This window comes from Paenibacillus sp. M2 (genome assembly GCF_046713495.1).
Classification (GTDB): domain Bacteria; phylum Bacillota; class Bacilli; order Paenibacillales; family Paenibacillaceae; genus Paenibacillus; species Paenibacillus amylolyticus_B.
In genome coordinates this window covers 1,377,163-1,394,675 of the sequence record NZ_CP169648.1, presented here as the reverse complement: position 1 = coordinate 1,394,675, position 17,513 = coordinate 1,377,163, and the positions used below count along the sequence as shown (strand labels likewise).

Sequence of the window (17,513 nt, the reverse complement as noted above, 5' to 3'; positions counted from 1 at the left end):
ATAACGCAAACAAGGGGCCGTCCTATACGTCATGCTCATGACATATAGGACGGCCCCTTCGTATGTTTTTAGTTCGAAGAAATAATCTGATTCGTCGCGCCCGGCGGCCTTATCCGCTTTCCCCAGCCGGAAGAACCTTCAGCCCTTGATGTACTGCACCCAGCAAACGGTGAGTCGGATCACAGCCGTACTCCCAGAACATGATGCCGGCCAGACCTTGCTCCTTTACGTAAGCACATTTGCATTGGATCGATTCTTCGTCATCATACGATATGAGGCTGGACCCATTGAACAGAAATGGTGCACAGGCTTCTTCATCCCAATAACGATTGTAACCATTCTTGTTGATGTACTTCGCTTCCAGCTCGGCAAATGACGGACCGTAGCCGCCTGTGCTACCAGCTATTTGATGGAGCCCGTGGTTTCGGTCAGGAACCTCATTCCAGATCCGGGAATAGAACGCAGCTCCGATCACAATCTTCTCCTTCGGGACACCAGCTCGAACAAACAGGGCCACGGAAGCATCCGTACTAATTCGAAACAGATCTCCTGTTGGCGTGTACAGATTCGTATGGTGTCCGGTCAGAACCTGAAAACCGCCGCGCATATCATAGGTCATCAACTGCACGTAGTCCAGGTACTGCTGCACCTCGGCCATCTCTGTACCATCAACGTAGTATTGATCAGCCCCTGCTGCAATGGTGAGCAGATAATGACGGCCATCCGCTTCTCCCTTGGCACTCAGTGCCTCCCGCATCGTCTTGAGAAGTAAGGTAAAATTCCGTTTATCATCAGGACTGGATGCGATACCAGCTTCACCGTAACAAGGATATTCCCAGTCCAGATCGATCCCGTCAAAAGGATATTCCTCCAGCGCCCTAAACGCCGATGCAGCCATGCTGTCCCTCCCCGCCTGGGTTGAGGCGGCTTCGGAAAAACCGCCAGCGCTCCATCCGCCTACAGACAACAGCACTTTAAGATTTGGATGCTCCCGCTTGATGTTCTGGATCACATGGCCATTTTTTAAATGCTCGGTAGTGATTGCATCATTCTTGACATGTCCGAAGGCTATGTTCAGATGTGTTAACTTCGACAGATCCTCACGTGTCATGTCAGGAAGAACTGAATCAACGGCATAACCCGCAGCAATATATTTCATCACTCTCTTCACTCCGATCCAATCGATGATTGAGATATCGCAGCAGCAATCTGCAAGGCTTCCTTCCCGGTACCAATCTTGTACCCGGAAGCCGAATAACGAACTTGATGCAGAGTATCCAGCACAAACAGATGTGGATAACCCGCTTCATAAGCCGCAGGCTTCGAAATGAAGCCAGACAAGGAAGCATAACTGGAATCTTGTACAAAAACCGTACGTACAGGCAGCTTTGGATAACCAACAGGGTCAAAAGAAGCGTTCCATTCCATATCTCCGATCATGAGTACGATTGGAATACCCAACTTATCCAGCGGCTCTGCCAGCTCGCACAGTTCACGAATCAGATGTTTGGTCGGTTCCCGCTCCGGTTCAATCCAGGCAGCAATGGCACCCTCCGATCCCAGAAGTTCCTTCAGTTCTACCTCTGTACCATCCAGACGGGTCAGTATACTTCCTGGTGCCAGTTTACCCAGTACAGGAATATCAACCTCAGTCTCGCGATAAGACAAGACAACCTCAGTGGTATCTCCAGCGTTCACGGTAAAGTAAACGAATCGTACTTTTGCCGTTCCATCTTTCATCCGAATGCCTGTCGTTAAGCGATAAGCTCCTGCCTCAACCTCATATGGCTCACTATAGACATCCGTACTGCCATAAGGATAAATCAACGTCTTGTAGACGCCATCTTCCAGAAGGGCAAACGAGAAATTTTCGAAATAAGATGCTTCAGGTGTATCCTGCGGAACTTTTATATCCCTATGAAGATGGAGCATTCCCCAGCTTGTGTTCTTTTGAGTTTGAGGTGAGGTGAGACTAAACACTGCATCCTCCCAGCCTTTGTCACTTAGATACTGTGGTTTCTGTGCGCTCGGATGTAATCGGGCTGGAATACCCAAACTGCGACATACAGCCACAAACAAAATATCCAGCGACTGAGAGTCTCCCTTCATTAGACTAAACGTCCCTATTGGATTCCCTTTGCCTTTTAGATTAGGAAGATCTTCATAGTATTCATATTGCTGTTCCAGCATTCGGGCAAGTGTCGAGGGATTCACCCTGAACGCTGCCGCCTCATCTGCCGAAAAGGCATTGTGGAATATACCTCGATAAGGGACCAGCATCTCATAGGAAATCCGCGGACACAGGATGTATCTCACAAATGTATCTTCCGCCCAAGATCCTTGCTGCGAGAGCGCACCGATCAGATGATCATCCAGCGTCTGGCGGAAAGTATCAATTAAATCTTTTTCATTCATCGACTCCAGCAACCGGAGCGGCCACTCACCGTATGGATTGGAACGTTCCTCCAGGAAAGCTGCAATTTCCCGGCTGTTCCCCCGTGCCTTACGGAGAATATCCCATACACGTACGGAGGGAAGTCCAACCCCTTTAGCTAACGAGACAGCTTCCTCCTCACTCAGGAAAGTGTCTTCGTACCTGCCACGGATCTGCGCTCCTTCCTCCAGACGACGGTTGTGTTCCTGCATCTTCTCTTCGGGTAACGCAGTCCCGACCTCTCCTTTCCCTTCAGGCGGAGGGACCATATCGAAATCTGCACTCCCTGTAGGCTGCTCTGCCGAGTCTAACACCAGTTCGATAACCTTGTTTTCCTGAGCCTTGAATAGGATCTCACTCCACTTGCCGCCGCTAACTGCACGAATCAAAAGGTCACCACAGCCAGTCTTAAAGGTCGCTTCCCCTTGTGCATCCGTCCTAATTTCGGCAATCGGATAGAATTCAGCCGTATTGTACAGCTCAAAACGAACACTCGCGCCGGGTACGGGCTCTCCCTGTTCATTTTTCACCTTCACATAGATGTTGCGTGTGGGCGCATAGTCCTCAAGCAAATTAATTTCCGTAAATCCCTTTTCCGAGAGCGTAATATCCTCTGGTCCGGGATAGTCGGCATAGATCCTTGTATTAATCAGCATGGCCCTGCGGGCTGGCGGGCTGAACCAACCTTGGTTCAGACGGGCTTCCGGCTCACATGCCCCGATGTAATACCATTGACCATCTGCCCAGGCTTCTACCCAAGCATGATTGCTGTCGCAGTGAGCCCAGCGCGGCGTATAGACCTGACGGGCAGGTATACCGATGCTGCGAAGAGCGGCCACCGCCAGCGTGGATTCTTCGCCGCATCGACCCCGAGCATTTCGGATCATCGTCAGCGGTGATATCGTGCGCAGATCGCTGCCAATATAGGTCGCTTTCTCATGACACCAGTAATTGGTCTCCAGAATGGCATCAGCCATGGATAACTTCGCTGTCCGCTCGGCTAATTCGTCATAGATCAAACCGCGGAAATCTTCAATATTTTCCGTATTTATGCGATAAGGCAGTACAAAATGAAGGAACAAATGATCAGGAACGTGTTCTCCCCAAGGCACACGTTTGCGAGTGTCCAAAGCCCGTCGCACATGACTTAAGAACAAGTCCCCGTTATAATCAGCCATGTCGTTTACCGGCATATAGGCATAGACAACCTTCAACGCCCATGCCTCTTCATGCGTTAGCTCCTGCTGAAAAACATGAAACAATTCCGATTTGCGGGCCTCTGCAAAACGTACCTTCTCCTGGAACTTCTGCTCGATTCTCTCCAATGACTGTGCATCAAGGGTAAATACCAAGGTTTGGCTGGTCATTGCATTCTCACTCCTTCCACAGCTTTCCGTCTTCCCGAATACAGATCAAGGCCGTTCCGTCCGAAGACGGCGCAGTAATCTGGAACAGGCTGCGAGTCGTTTCAATAACAGGCTCACAACTCCATGATTCCTCACCCATAAGCAGCTTCACATCCTGTGTAAATTCACCATGGGTTTCATAATAATTGCGTTCACGGTAGTAGAGCTTGCGAAGCTCCCATTTGATTCGTTCGTCTTCCGGCAACTCAAACGCCTGATCCGTTCCGTCATCCGAGAATACAACATAACCCCATAACTCCGGGTAATGCATGTTGATAATACCCATAGGTGACCACACCCAGTTGTCCTCTGGATAAGGTTTGCCCGTCTCCGGATTCAGCACCTTGCGGTACTCACCGCCCTGTACCTCGGTCTGCCACTCCACACGTGAGAAGTTGACACGCCAGAACTCACCCGGTGCAGGTGGACGGTTTTCTTCGGCACATTCCTTTAGACTGTTCCAGGGAATCGCAACTTCCAAGCTCCATTTTCGGTTATCCGCACCAGGATTGTTCAGTTCCCCATCGATATATACGGCCGTCTTGAGACCGCTGATATCCCAACCGTTAACCGGAGGCCCACCATCCCGATAAGGCTTCACTAATAACAGGTCCCATACGGTATTGAGCGCATTGATCTCGAACTCATAATATTGATGGGAATCCCCGTCGGGATCGATAAAAATCTCGAAGTCATTATCATAAAAAATAACGGAATCACGCTCAGTCAGGGTAGCCCAGATCTGATCTTCCATCAGCTCGGCAGCAAAGTAGAAATAGTCGTCATCCCACAGCATTTTTACCCGCGTCTGTTTCTCTGGCTTTGGACGAATATCACCTTCGATATCAACGAAATCATCTGTCCAATGGGCCGTATCCCAAAATTGTTTATCCACACGGCCGTCTAATACCAACGGTTCCTGCGCACGATTGCATATATAATGTTTGGGAGCATACTCAATCTTGGGCTCTGGCACTCCACTTCTGTTCATGTCACTCTCTCCAATTCGTAAGGGAGGGCATGCATCTATCGGCACACGCCCTCCCCCTAATAGTTAGTTATGGGTGACAACGGCTCCAGCGCCGCCGTACATTTCCAGCTCCTCATCGAATTCGAGCTTAAGAGCGGTCACCTGTTCATGTGTGTCCTCCGGGGTCATCTTAATCCACGTTGTTCCCGGAATATTGAACCATGGCACGCCTCCATGAATCTCATGATGGAGTCCTTTGCCCGAATGCAGCACGGTAATTTTCTTGATCGGATTGCAGAGACCTTTGATGCACACATTCTCTTTTGGATCGTCATACACAAACAGGTACAGCGTCTTTCGATCCTCGGATACGGTGCTTCCCCCCAGATAATAGCGAGGCATAATGCCTTCATCCGTGCCGAAGACCGCCTCTTCATGGGTTCGGATCCAGGCTCCCAGTCCAAGCAGAATATCCTCCTGCCTCTGATCGATGGTGCCATCTTCACACGGACCGATATCCAGCAACATATTACCGCCCATGGAAATGCAGTCACAGAACATTCGAATGATCTGATTCAGGGATTTATATTTATGATCGGTTGGCACATAACCCCAAGATGTATTGATTGTGGTGCAGAATTCCCAGGGTCCCTCCGGTCTTGTAATCGGAATGCCCTGCTCAGGTGTTTTGTAATCCCCATAACCTTGAAGGCGGGAGTTGATGATGATATCCGGGTTAAAAGATTGCAGATAATGCTTGAACTCCGGCAGATTCCACTGTTGGGCGCTCCGTTCCCAGTCCCCATCAAACCACAGCAGATCCACCTTTCCGTAATTTGTTAAAATCTCTCCCAGTTGATGGTTATTAAATTGCAGGAACTTCTGCCACTTTGCCTGATCCTGAACGCCGTCCACAGGACTTGAATGCCGGTTGACACTACTGAGATCCTCCGGTACTTTTCCACCTTCATACACGCTAGGATAATCCGGGTGTGACCAATCAATCAGCGAGAAATACATCCCCAGATGAATGCCCTTTTCCCGAATCGCTTCCGCATATTCCTTCACAATGTCACGATTCGCTGGTGTCTGTTTGACAACATTGAGATCACTATATTGCGTATCCCATAACGCAACGCCATCATGATGCTTCGTTGTCAGCACCGCATACCGGGCTCCAGACTTTTCAATCAGGTCCGCCCACTTCTCCGCGTTGAATTCCGAAGCCGTAAACCCATCCAGTTGCTTCATATATTCGTCGTAGGACATCCTGCCATTATAGAAGGACCAAGACTCCGCAACCCCGTCTACCGCATAGATGCCATAGTGGATGAATATCCCCAGCTTGGCTTCTTCAAACCATTTTTGCATAACGGTCCACCTCCCCCGAGAATTCTTATATGCGAAAAATTTAATGCAGCTAACATTGTTGAAGCTAACTGCTGTCTTTCTGCATGGGGTGTACCTCGATAGGCTTTATTGCCCCGAATTCCAGCGGTCATATGCCCCCTGATACAGTTCGATGATACGGTCACTGCCCATTTTCTTCATCTGTGCAATGTACTTATCCCAGTTCTCAAGTGGTTCCTGGCCGGTCACAAACTTCGCTTCCATCTGTTTAACGTACGTATCCAGGTCAGACAATAGAGCGGTTGCTTCGCTTTGCTCTTCATTCGTCAAATAAACGTTAGGAAATGGTGCTTTTCCGATAGGTACCAACTTCTCTTGATTCTGCTGGTCAATCCACTCATCAAATTCGGTGCGAAGACCCTTCGCTACTTCGGGATCATTAATGCCAGGTGTCAAGATACCAAAGTTCGGCGTGATTTTACCGCGGTATTCCTCACGATCCCCACCCCCAGGAACGGGAAGCCACTCTTTTACGTGATTTTCCTTGTCTTTGAATTGCCATAACACACCTTCCGGACCTTGATTGAACAGAGTCGCACCTTCATAGCTGTACAAGTAATCGATCCATCGCATCGTCGCCTCAGGTGACGGGTTACTGCTCGTAATAGCAAAGGTACCGCGAGCCGACATACCCGGGTGTTTGCCGTATACCGGAGAGTCTGCTACCTCACTCTTCACGGGTGTCATCAGCGGATGATCCGTGCTAGGTTCACCACCGAGCGTGAAGTATGGATGGTAATCGTTGAACAGTGCAAGTTTGTTGCTTTCACCTTTAGCTTTTTTCTGATCGCCTGTTTGAGAGAAGGTCTCATGATCCAGCAAATCTTCCTTCCACAAGCGATTCATGAATGTCAGATACCCTTTATAACCGTCTTCTTGATAAGGGTAGTGAACTTTTCCGTCCTTATCAGAATAGATGCCTTCGTTGTACATTCCCCAGAAGCCGAAGAAAAACATGCGAAGATCATCCAGTTTTACAGAAGTCAGCGGAATTTCATCTTGCTGGCCATTACCATTCGGATCTTCTTCTTTTACACGCTTGAGATACGTATACAATTCTTCCGTGGTCTTAGGCTCTTCAACATTAAGTGCCTTTAGGAATTCCCCGTTGTACCACATTGGGCCTCTATACCACACGGCGGCTTTATCAATGAATGGGAGTGCATACATATGCCCATCAGGTGTTGTAAATGATTTGCGGACATCCGGGTTCTCATCGAGAATCTTTTTGATATTCGGGGCGTAACCCTCGTCAATGTATTTTTCCAACGGGATCAGAATGCCCTGACTGCCATATGTCACCTGCTCAGCTGGCTTGAGGTCCGCAGCATAGAACATATCGGGCAAGTCTCCGCTCGCGAAAACCAGATTTTTCTTCGTTTCAAAGCTGTCGATTGGTGAGAGCTGGTACTCCAGCTTGATGCCAGACAACTTCTCCATTTCTTGCAGCACAGGCATCGTGCTCCAATCGGCTACGCCCGCATCCTGGGACATGACCTTTAACGTTAGCGTTTTGTCTACAATGGGGAAACCTTCTTTTTTGACCCCCTCTACTTTGGAGGTCGTGCTTCCGTCTTCATTGGTTGAACCACAGGCTGCAAGCAATGTTGCGAATAAGGTGAGACAGAGTGTAATGGATGAAGCCTTGCGAAGCTTTTTCATGACAACAACTCCCCTTGTTTAATGTGGTATATGGATTAAGATCATCCCTTAACGGAACCGATCATAACACCCTGTACAAAGTAACGCTGGAGGAATGGATAAACTGCAATGACCGGAAGGGTCGCAACTATAATGACAGCATATTTAACCAACGCAGCAATCTCCGCTTTCGTATTCATCGCCGTTGCTGAAGAGGTATCAATGGCCCCTCCCCCTTGAGCCGCCATTTCCTGAAGCACGAGAATCTGCCGCAGAAAGAGCTGCAACGGGTACTTGGATGAATCGTTCAGATAAATCATGGCGCTGAAATAGCTGTTCCAGTGTCCAACTCCATAGAAGAGTGCCATCACTGCAATGATTGGCATGGAGAGCGGAAGCACGATTTTGACGAACAAGCGTGTGTTGGTACATCCATCAATATGCGCTGCTTCCTGCAGCTCCTTGGGAATGGTCGATTGGAAGAACGTACGGCATACGATAATATTCCAGATGGATGCAGCCCCGGGCAGAATAAGTGCCCACATGCTGTTCACCATACCAAGATCCTTGACCAGCAGGTAACTTGGGACAAGCCCTCCGCCGAAGAACATCGTTACCATAAACATCGCCATGAAGAATCCACGTCCAACAAAGTCCGAGCGGCTGAGCGCATAGGCTGCCGGTAGTGTAACAATCAGGTTAACGATGGTGCCTACAACGGTATAGATGATCGTATTTTTGTACCCAATCCAGATGTTGGTGTTCTCAAACACCCGGGCGTAACCTTCAAACGTAATCCCTTTTGGAAGCAGCCACATCTCACCGGAAGCTACATATTTGGGATCACTGATTGAAGCACTGATGATGTATAACAGCGGATACAGCACAATGACAAGCGCTACCGTCAGATAGATGTAATTGCACAATAAGAACAATTTATCACTTCTGCTTTCTTTCACAGCGGATGACATATGTATTCTCTCCTTTTACCATAGGCTGTTTTCACTGGTACGGCGTGCAATCTGATTCACGGTAATAAGCAGAATCGCATTAACTACGGAGTTGAACAATCCCACCGCCGTAGAGAAACTGTACTGTGCATCGACCAGACCGGACCGATAGACAAATGTTGAGATGACATCGGACGAGCCCATGTTCAGCGGATTTTGCAGCAGCAGGATTTTCTCAAATCCGACGCCCAGAATACTGCCCATATTCAGAATTAACAAGATAGTGATCGTAGGGATGATCGCTGGAATGTTAATATGCAAAATTCGTTTAAACCGGCTCGCACCATCCACCACAGCCGCTTCATGCAGTTGCGGGTCCACACCCGATAGAGCGGCAAGGTATATAATGGTGCCCCAGCCTGCACTTTGCCAGACTCCCGACAGTACATACACTGTCTTGAACCACGCAGGGTCCGTCAGGAATTGAGGTGCCCGGAATCCAAGGGCCTGTACCAAATTGACAATCATGCCTGACGAGGGTGATAAAAAGGTAATGATCATGCCCGACATCACCACGACCGAAATGAAATGCGGTGCATACGTGACGGTCTGCACAGTACGCTTGAAGAAGGAATCCTTCACTTCATTGAACGCTAACGCCAGAATAATCGGCAGTGGAAAACCTATAGCCAGCTCATACAAGCTGATGCTAAGGGTATTCCATAATAAATCCCAGAAATAATACGAATTGAAGAAACGGATGAAATGATCGAATCCGACCCATGGGCTTCCTGTGACACCAAGCGTTGGGATAAAGTTTTTAAATGCAATTTGTATGCCGTACATCGGACCATAATGGAATATCAGAAAGTATAAAAAGGCTGGCGCGATAAACAGATACAACTCCCAGTTCCGAATCGTCCTTCTCCATAATTTATTTTTCTTACTGCTCGGATTGGTGTATACCGATAAGTTTTGCGATAAGGCGGACTTCCCATCTGGTTGCATCAGTTGTTTCCTCCTTTTTTGGTAACGCTTACATACCGAGTTTATGGTTCATTGCCTAATCCGTAAATATGCCATTTCAATCTTCACTTCTAAAATCACGGAATATGCTGTTACAACGGGGGTTTACACTTTTGTTGCCAGCTTGTCATTGTCATTTCAGGGTTGTAAAACATGTAGAATTTGACCTATTTCCCTCCTGTAGTTGTCATTGAAAGTTTCATCACATGAACTTGAAAGATGTCAGATCCGAACTTAGGTTAGAAAACAGACCTTAAAGTCAAAACCCACATATACGCATGGGACACGGTATTGTCTACAGCCTTCATACTGAATTCTAAGGTTTGCAGGTTTCAAGGTTTTACCGACGTGATACAATGTAATATTATCTATCATAAACCTCTTGCATATTACAAGCCTGTAATGGCTTGCCTTTATTCTATATTTCTCCTCCCTCTTTCGTATATATGTTGTATTTATCTTTGGCTTTAGGATACATAAACGCTTATAAACACTGGAAATATGGAATCATATATGTAGATTTTGCACAATGTCTGGAATCTGAAAACAGTAGATATTTCGGAAAGGACCATTAAAAAAAGCCATTCCGCTAACACGAACTGGCTTTATATCCTAAGCAGATATCCATTTCATTCATAAAAAATGACAGAATTAATCACACTAAATGTAATATAAATGATCATATGAAAACCTGGATACAGTTTCAATTCAAATAAAAAACGACTCTCCATACATGTATGGAGAGTCGTTTTGAAGATACACATCCGTTTTAACCATGTTCAGTTGTAGGGTTTGCAGGAATTTACTTACCAGAAGGTTGAGCTTCTGCTGTATAGCCTGTTGGGATATCCGTTTCTGCAGTCACATTTGTGATAACCATCGGATACATCATGTCTGGATCAGGTTGAATAATGGAATAGAGCACGATGGCGCGTCCATCCTTCTCCAATTTCACATCATCAATCTTCAATCCATAACCAGGGTGCGGCATTTCAGCACTAAGTTTAACTTTGGTTGTTTTGTCATCAACCTTGGTCGTTGTTACTTCAGGTACAATCGCTTGTTGGCCTTCACCTGGATTGGTTGGAGTTGGCTCTGCTGAGCCGCCATTGCCGTGTTTATCCACAAATTCGAGTGCATTAAAGATCATGCTTGCAGCCTCCATACGGGTAAGCGACTGATCTGGACGGAAATTCCCGTCCTTATCCAGTTCAATGATGTTCATGTTCAGCAGGTTCTGGACTGCAGATATGGCGTCCTTACCGATTTTATTTTCGTCCTTAACAAGATTATACTTCATGATGACCGGATAATTCCCGGTTGTGTTAATCCCTTCATGTAGCAAAATGACAAACAGTTCACGCGTCATCTTGCCCTGTGGGTTCACTTCAACCGGAATGGACAGTCCATTCTGAGTAGCGGCCTGCACCGCATCGGCATACCACGTATCCGGACTGATTTTATTCTGAGCGAATGCTTCCGCAAATTCATTTTTTAGACCAAATGCGTTCACAATCAGTTGAACACCCTGAGGCTCGGACAATGCAAGATCTGGACGGAACAGATCCGCTGTTACTCCGTTAACAATGCCTTTTGATTTCAATGAATCCACAACCGACTTCTGACCTTCATCCTTCACATCTGTAAAAGCAAATACCGATGCACCTCCTGCTGTCAAAGAAACGCAGAGTGCAAGCGTTGCAGCCAATCCTTTTTTATGTTTCATTTCCTGGCACCTCCATATGATTAGTAAAGCCTATTTTTTACCTCTTCATTCCTACAGACGGGATACCCTCAGAAAATGTTTCAGTAATTTCGACATGTGGTGAATACAACACGGGAACACGGCATAGAACTCTTCTCCGTCGTAGCTAATCCGATTCACCTACGGTTTGCTAACTGGCTTCGTTGACATCCCATCGGATTAGCGCAAAAATAAGAATAGAGAAATCTATCGGATGACGGATAAACAACGAACTAGATCGCATACAGTAAGAGGGCACGACGCGCTAATAACAGGTGTCGGCCCTTTTCTTGACTCCACCTGCTGAACTGACTTCACCTATAACAAAAGGAGAACAACGCTTATGTCCAAGAAAGGATTACTTCGCGGTTATGTTGTGTCGAACTGGCCTGTTTATCTGGTTGCTGTTCTTCTGATCATCGCCTCCAATGTCGGGCAAGCATCCTTGCCCCGCATACTCGGCAGCTTCACGGATCAGTTGATGCAGAACACACTTCAGATGCAGACAGTCGTAAAGTACAGCCTGTCCCTTCTGGCTATTGCCATCGGGTATAATCTGCTGTTCGGTACCGGGCAATTCATGATTATGAAGCTCGGTCGACGCTTCGAATTCATGACGCGTGAGCGTATATTCAGTAAGTTTTCCGAACTTAGCGAACATTATTTCTCCAAACAAGGAAACGGAAAACTGCTGAGTTATGTCATGAATGACGTTACTTCCGTACGTGAAGCGATATCCAATGGTGTGACGCTCATGACCAATGCCACCTTCCTGCTGTTGTCCTGCATTGTCATGATGCTGCTTAGCGGGATTCCGTTGACGCTCATTCTAATCAGTGTTGTTCCTTTGCTGGCGATTCCATTTCTGGTCGTGTTTTTTGGTCCACGGATTCGCAAGCGCTCTCGCGACGTGCAGGAAGCTCTTGCTACCATGACGGAATCGGCAGAAGAGCAGCTGGGTGGCATTCGCGTAACCAAGACGTTTGCCATCGAAGACAGTGCTCGTGCACGCTTTGGAACCACCGTCGATGCAATTAAGAGCAAACAGCTTCGTCTGGTTCGTCTGTCTTCGTTGTTTCAGGCTTTGCTCCCGCTGCTGGGAGCTATCTCATTGGTCGTTTCTCTGCTTGTCGGAGGTATTATGACCATGCAGAATTCTATTACACTCGGGAGTTTTGTCGCCTTAACCTTATATCTGCGCATGATCATGGGACCGCTTCAACAGATCGGCAATGTTATTAATACCGTTCAGCGCTCAGGCGCATCACTGGAGCGGGTGAATGACCTGCTCAGCGAAGTAGCGGATGTGCGTGAACTTCCCGAAGCCACAGCGCTCCATACCGTACAAGATATCACCATGGAGAATCTAACCTTCTCCTATCCTGGCAGTTCATCTCCTGCTCTCAAAAACATTCAACTCCATATTCGTGCCGGGCGAACGGTGGGTATTGTAGGCAAGACCGGCTCAGGTAAAAGTACCCTCGTTAAGCTATTGCTGCGTACATATGAACCACCTGAAGGAACAATCCGCATCAATGGCACCGATATTCGGCAGCTGTCGCTGGAAAGTCTGAGATCGCGCATCGCCTATGTCCCTCAGGATGGCTTCCTGTTTAGCACCACCATCCGGGATAACATCGCATTCAGCGACCGGGAAGTATCGCTGGATACGGTGGAACATAGTGCACGTCAAGCCATGATCTATGACAATATTGTCCGTTTTCCTGATCGCTTCGATACACGGCTTGGCGAACGCGGACTCACCCTGTCTGGTGGACAACGTCAGCGAACCAGCCTTGCAAGAGGACTGATCAAACAAGCACAGTTACTTATTCTGGATGACAGTATGAGCGCAGTTGATGCTGTCACCGAGAGTGGTATTCTGCGCAGTTTGCGCGAGATCGGCAAGGGCAAAACCACATTGATCATCTCTCATCGCATCAGCGCGGTCCGTCATGCAGACGATATCATCGTTCTGGATGAAGGGCGAGTCGCTGAGCAGGGAACACATGCGCAGTTGATGGCTGCCAAGGGGTTATATGCGGCCACCTACCGTTTGCAGGAGGAGGGATTACATCATGTCTAACGCTAACGCTGAACTTCACCCAGATGCAGAGGCCGATCAAAGTAAACGAACTTCGTTTAAAGCGATGATGGCATACGCCAAACCGCATAAATGGGCTTTTGCCGGTATCTTCTTCTGCTCACTGCTTGGCATATCGGCAGATCTGCTGCAACCCTATCTGGTGAAGATCGCCATCGATGATCATCTGGCCGTAGGCCAGACCAGCGTGGGCTTTCTCGTTCAGCTCGCAGCCATCTTTCTTGGGCTGGCTGTCATCAGTTTTATTTTTACCTATATCCAGAATAATCTGTTGCAGCATGTGGGACAGAACATTGTATCCCGGATTAGAAAGGACCTGTTCAAACATATCTCCAAGATGTCCATGTCCTTCTTTGACCGTTTCCATATCGGGAGTCTGGTTACGAACGTATCCAGTGATACGGAGACCATCAGCAGCTTTTTCACCCAAGTCCTACTCAGTCTGATTCGAGATGGTATGATGCTGGTGCTCATTATCGTCTTTATGTTCCAACTTGATCCTGTGCTGGCGGGTTACTCCCTCATCGTCCTGCCTGTCATTGCTGTGGTTGCGGTATTATTTCGTAGCCGACTGCGGAAAGCCTATCAGAATGCCCGTACCCGTCTTTCCCGTTTGATCGCATTTACGGCGGAAAACTTGTCCGGCATGTTCCTGATTCAGGCTTTTCACCAGGAAGAAGAACAGAAGAAACGTTTCTCGGAACAAAATGCGCTCCATCTGAAAGCCAACATTGCTCAAGCCCGCTCCAATGTCATATTCAACCGGACCTTTGATATCCTTGGCAATGCGGCACTGGTCATGATGGTCTGGCTTGGAGGTCGCGCCGTACTGGGTGAGTCTCTGCAAGTCGGGGTATTGTATGCGTTTATCAGCTATATTCGTCAGTTCTTCCAACCCATTAACCAGATTACGATGCAGTGGAATACATTCCAGTCCACCACCGTATCCATGGATCGCATCTGGAACATTCTGAATACGCGGCCTGAAGTTGCCGATCCTGAGCCTATGATGGCCTCTTCGCTTGAACCTCGGAACGTGATGGGCCAGATTGATTTTAATGATGTGTCTTTTGGTTATCGGGCAGATCGGCCCCTGATCCAGCATATGAATCTGCACCTCTATCCGGGTGAAATGGTAGGTATCGTGGGCACAACGGGCGCTGGCAAAAGCACCCTGATCTCCCTGCTCAATCGCTTCTACGATGTAGACAAGGGCAGTATCGAAATTGATGGTACCGATATTAGGCATCTGCCGCAGGCCAAACTTCATCGGATTGTGGGTCTAATTCAACAGGAACCATTCCTGTTCTCCGGTTCCATTATTGATAATGTGAGAATGTTTCGTGAGGATATTACGCGAGAGCAGGCAATTGAAGCCTGCCGTTTTGTCGGAGCACATGCCATGATTTCGCGTTTGTCACAAGGATATGATACACATCTGTCTGAACGCGGAAGCGGGCTGTCCGCCGGGGAGCGGCAGTTGATATCGTTTGCCCGGATCGTTGTGTTCCAGCCCCGAGTGCTCATCTTGGATGAGGCAACCGCCAATCTGGACTCACACACGGAACAGCTTGTGCAGCAGGCGCTGGAATCGGTATCCCAGGGACGCACCACCATTGTCATTGCCCATCGTCTGTCCACGGTGATGCATGCCGATCGAATTCTGGTGATGGAGAATGGTGAGATTGTGGAGGAAGGGCCACACCAGGAGCTGATTGAAGCTCAAGGCGTATATGCCGATCTGTACACGCATGCGCGTGATGCAGGTAAAAATTCAGCTATATCAGGGTAATGGACCTGAATTAAGTTCGTGTTAAACTATAGATCGGGCTAATGAATTCATCTGAGTCTGTCTTCTGTGTTATAGCCAATAACGTTGAACATGCCGCTCTGCTTATGCAGGCGGCACGTTTGGCATATCGATCAGCATTGTTAATTAGGAGGAACATCTATGCATCAACCCGAAACACCCAAGCGTGACCATCAGCAGATTCGTTACCGACGCAGCACAGCTCTATGGAAAGGAAGTTTATGCTTCCTGTTCCTTCTCTTGTGCGTGAGCTTATTATGGATCATCGTGGACGGACAAGCGGAAAGACTTGAGACGATATACTATTTCATCGCAGCCGTACTGGGTATGTGGTTGATTGGACCACTATTCTTCATGTTTGTGTCACGACTAACCAGAACCCCTGCCGTGTTGTTATCCTGGAATGATGATGTGTTGAGCATGGGCAAACGGAAGATTTCTTGGAGCCAGATTCGCAAAGTTGAACTCGCCTCACCTGCCCGCAGCAAGTGGCTCCTGTCTGCTTCTCCCATGATCGTTCTGTTCCTGAAGGACGGCACACGTTCTCATATTCAGACAGATCATCTGCTGAGCAAAAAAGAGCTGAACCAGGCTGTGACTTTTCTTCAGGAGACTTTGCAAGAACAGAAGCAGGATCGTTGAGTACCGGGATGGATGAGGACAAGCTCCCCACATATCACTGTGATTTCTCTACACCTATGGACAGGCTGACTTTGTAATTGCCGTAAGGTAGCAATGCTTCAAGCAGTTGGCCAAGCTGCTCTGTGGTGCCGGTCTGCACTCTCATCAGATAACAGCCTTCCCCGCTGACGCGATGGACTTCAACGATGTCCTTACGATCAGCAATGAATGTACGAAAGGCAGCATGTCTGTCACCGGAGTTCAAGAAAACCGTGACAAATGCCTGTAGGCCGAGGCCCAGGCGTTCCGGGTTCCATTTTACCGTATACCCTTCAATCACACCCAGATCTTGCAGCTTCCGCACTCTTGCACCGACGGCCTGTCCCGTGAGATGAACCTGTTCACCGATCTCTTTGTGAGAACGTTTGGCATCCTGAATCAGGATCTGCAAAATACGGATATCCGTGTCATCTATCATTTCATTCATCTTGCTTCAGCAATCCTTTCACGGTGAAATTAGCATAGCCTAATTCCATTCATCATGTTATGTACTACGTTAAACGGGTTGTATACCATATAGGGTAATACTATTAAACAACCCGAAGGAGTGCAAATATAATGAAAATTCAATTGATTCGCAATGCAACACTGTGGCTGGAATACGGAGGGCTTAACATTCTCGTTGATCCAATGCTGATGGACGCCGAAGTCATCCCCGCAATCCCCAATACACCCAATGAGTTACGTAATCCAAGAGTAGCTCTGCCTGAAACCGAAACGGATTACCTGAATCCGGATCTGTTGATTGTGACACACACTCATCCGGATCACTGGGATGAAGCAGCAGCGAAACAACTTGATAAAGACATTCCTCTGTTCTGCCAGCCCGGGGATGAAAATGTATTTTTGGGTGCCGGATTCACAAATGTAACAGCTGTAGATGAAAAACATGAGCATCACTCTGTCCGATTCGCCCGTACATCCGGGCATCATGGTACAGGTGAAATCGGAGAACGTATGGGCAACGTGTCCGGTTTCGTACTTGAAGCAGACGGAGAACCCGTCACCTATATCGCTGGGGATACCATCTGGTGTGAAGAACCTGCTGAGGCCATTCGTCAATATACGCCTGATGTCATTGTTGTGAATGCCGGCGGCGCACGCTTCTTGGAGGGTGATCCCATTACAATGGACGGGTCTGACGTTGTAGCCGTGAAGCGCCATGCGCCGTCTGCTCATGTCATCGCTGTGCACATGGATGCGATTAATCATTGTATGATGTCTCGTACGGATCTTGCGACTTATCTGGCATCCGAGCAGATGGATGGTCAGGTGCTCATTCCGCGTGACGGCGAAATTTTTGAGTTTTAAAGCGAAAGCGCGTACGCACCTCCCAT

The 17,513-nt window shown here is 48.0% G+C and carries 13 protein-coding genes; 4 read left to right on the top strand and 9 right to left on the bottom strand.

Annotated elements, in window-relative coordinates:
* Nucleotides 1-109: 109 nt before the first annotated feature.
* The 8 genes from ACETMN_RS06240 to ACETMN_RS06205 all read right to left on the bottom strand — a co-directional run bounded on the left by ACETMN_RS06240 (nucleotide 110) and on the right by ACETMN_RS06205 (nucleotide 11,563).
* The gene (locus ACETMN_RS06240) at nucleotides 110-1,162 is read right to left on the bottom strand and encodes a glycoside hydrolase family 18 protein (protein ID WP_091015552.1); all 1,053 of its coding nucleotides are present in this window, start codon (nucleotides 1,160-1,162) and stop codon (nucleotides 110-112) included.
* Between the two features lie 5 nt (nucleotides 1,163-1,167).
* Entirely contained in the window at nucleotides 1,168-3,801 is a 2,634-nt protein-coding gene (locus ACETMN_RS06235; protein ID WP_411735897.1) for a transglutaminase domain-containing protein, read from the bottom strand.
* Between the two features lie 7 nt (nucleotides 3,802-3,808).
* Nucleotides 3,809-4,831, bottom strand: coding sequence for a carbohydrate-binding family 9-like protein (locus ACETMN_RS06230; protein WP_091015555.1), 1,023 nt, complete (start codon nucleotides 4,829-4,831; stop codon nucleotides 3,809-3,811).
* Between the two features lie 63 nt (nucleotides 4,832-4,894).
* On the bottom strand, nucleotides 4,895-6,181 hold the full coding sequence (locus ACETMN_RS06225) for an alpha-L-fucosidase (RefSeq protein WP_411735896.1): 1,287 nt from the start codon (nucleotides 6,179-6,181) through the stop codon (nucleotides 4,895-4,897).
* 105 nt (nucleotides 6,182-6,286) lie between these two features.
* Nucleotides 6,287-7,882, bottom strand: a complete 1,596-nt coding sequence (locus tag ACETMN_RS06220) for an extracellular solute-binding protein (RefSeq protein ID WP_411735895.1) — start codon at nucleotides 7,880-7,882, stop codon at nucleotides 6,287-6,289.
* Between the two features lie 41 nt (nucleotides 7,883-7,923).
* Entirely contained in the window at nucleotides 7,924-8,832 is a 909-nt protein-coding gene (locus ACETMN_RS06215) for a carbohydrate ABC transporter permease (protein WP_091015560.1), read from the bottom strand.
* 15 nt (nucleotides 8,833-8,847) lie between these two features.
* Nucleotides 8,848-9,819 carry an ABC transporter permease gene (locus tag ACETMN_RS06210; RefSeq protein WP_411735894.1) on the bottom strand — a complete coding sequence of 324 codons (972 nt, stop codon included), beginning with the start codon at nucleotides 9,817-9,819 and terminating at the stop codon, nucleotides 8,848-8,850.
* A gap of 820 nt (nucleotides 9,820-10,639) precedes the next feature.
* Nucleotides 10,640-11,563: an S-layer homology domain-containing protein gene (locus ACETMN_RS06205; RefSeq protein WP_411735893.1), complete on the bottom strand. Its 924-nt coding sequence runs from the start codon at nucleotides 11,561-11,563 to the stop codon at nucleotides 10,640-10,642.
* Nucleotides 11,564-11,924: 361 nt separating this feature from the next.
* On the opposite strand from ACETMN_RS06205, the gene ACETMN_RS06200 reads away from it, so the two are divergent.
* The 3 genes from ACETMN_RS06200 to ACETMN_RS06190 all read left to right on the top strand — a co-directional run bounded on the left by ACETMN_RS06200 (nucleotide 11,925) and on the right by ACETMN_RS06190 (nucleotide 16,137).
* Entirely contained in the window at nucleotides 11,925-13,667 is a 1,743-nt protein-coding gene (locus tag ACETMN_RS06200) for an ABC transporter ATP-binding protein (RefSeq protein WP_091015563.1), read from the top strand.
* Nucleotides 13,660-15,477 (top strand): ABC transporter ATP-binding protein, encoded by a 1,818-nt coding sequence (locus ACETMN_RS06195; protein ID WP_091015565.1) that lies wholly within the window; start codon nucleotides 13,660-13,662, stop codon nucleotides 15,475-15,477. The genes ACETMN_RS06200 and ACETMN_RS06195 overlap by 8 nt, the downstream gene beginning before the upstream one ends.
* Before the next feature lie 159 nt (nucleotides 15,478-15,636).
* On the top strand, nucleotides 15,637-16,137 hold the full coding sequence (locus ACETMN_RS06190; protein WP_105600786.1) for a hypothetical protein: 501 nt from the start codon (nucleotides 15,637-15,639) through the stop codon (nucleotides 16,135-16,137).
* Nucleotides 16,138-16,171: 34 nt separating this feature from the next.
* Here the strand turns inward: ACETMN_RS06190 and ACETMN_RS06185 are convergent, their stop codons facing one another.
* Nucleotides 16,172-16,603, bottom strand: coding sequence for an Lrp/AsnC family transcriptional regulator (locus ACETMN_RS06185; protein ID WP_091015568.1), 432 nt, complete (start codon nucleotides 16,601-16,603; stop codon nucleotides 16,172-16,174).
* A gap of 131 nt (nucleotides 16,604-16,734) precedes the next feature.
* Between ACETMN_RS06185 and ACETMN_RS06180 the strand changes: the two genes are divergently transcribed.
* Nucleotides 16,735-17,487 (top strand): MBL fold metallo-hydrolase, encoded by a 753-nt coding sequence (locus ACETMN_RS06180; protein ID WP_411735892.1) that lies wholly within the window; start codon nucleotides 16,735-16,737, stop codon nucleotides 17,485-17,487.
* The last annotated feature ends 26 nt before the right edge of the window (nucleotides 17,488-17,513 follow it).